The sequence below is a fragment of the Lysinibacillus sp. KU-BSD001 genome, assembly GCF_042920265.1.
Lineage (GTDB): Bacteria > Bacillota > Bacilli > Bacillales_A > Planococcaceae > Lysinibacillus_B.
In genome coordinates, this window is sequence record NZ_JBDQZI010000038.1 from 1 (window position 1) to 626 (window position 626).

5 tRNA genes and 1 rRNA gene are annotated in these 626 nt (G+C 48.4%); all 6 read right to left on the reverse strand.

The features are described 5' to 3' along the window. Positions 1-3 precede the first annotated feature (3 nt). Positions 4-79: transfer RNA gene (locus AAGS61_RS20855), tRNA-Lys, on the reverse strand. A gap of 5 nt (positions 80-84) precedes the next feature. After that, a tRNA-Gln gene (locus AAGS61_RS20860) sits at positions 85-159 on the reverse strand. Positions 160-175: 16 nt separating this feature from the next. Continuing rightward, a tRNA-Tyr gene (locus AAGS61_RS20865) sits at positions 176-259 on the reverse strand. Positions 260-268: 9 nt separating this feature from the next. Continuing rightward, positions 269-341 (reverse strand) — tRNA-Thr (locus AAGS61_RS20870). A 7-nt stretch (positions 342-348) separates the two neighbouring features. Further along, positions 349-424, reverse strand: a tRNA-Val gene (locus tag AAGS61_RS20875). 88 nt (positions 425-512) lie between these two features. Further along, a 23S ribosomal RNA gene (locus AAGS61_RS20880) occupies positions 513-626 on the reverse strand; the annotation flags it as partial.

The window sequence follows — 626 nt, forward strand, 5'->3', positions numbered from 1 at the left end:
AAATGGTGAGCCATGAAGGACTCGAACCTTCGACCCTCTGATTAAAAGTCAGATGCTCTACCGACTGAGCTAATGGCTCGGAAATGGCTGGGGTACTAGGATTCGAACCTAGGCATGACGGAATCAAAATCCGTTGCCTTACCGCTTGGCTATACCCCATTGATTTTAGTGAAAATGGTGGAGGGGGACGGATTCGAACCGCCGAACCCGAAGGAGCGGATTTACAGTCCGCCGCGTTTAGCCACTTCGCTACCCCTCCGAATAATGATGCCGGCGATAGGAGTCGAACCCACGACCTACTGATTACAAGTCAGTTGCTCTACCAACTGAGCTACACCGGCATAAATATGGTGGAGGATGACGGGCTCGAACCGCCGACCCCCTGCTTGTAAGGCAGGTGCTCTCCCAGCTGAGCTAATCCTCCATCTAATTAAAAATTACCATGAATAAAATATGTACAAATTTTATTCTTTCAAAACTGGATAAACGGTGCATTGTGCACAACACAAAATGTGGTTAAGTCCTCGACCGATTAGTATTCGTCAGCTCCATGTGTCGCCACACTTCCACCTCGAACCTATCTACCTGATCGTCTTTCAGGGGTCTTACTTACTTGCGTAATGGGA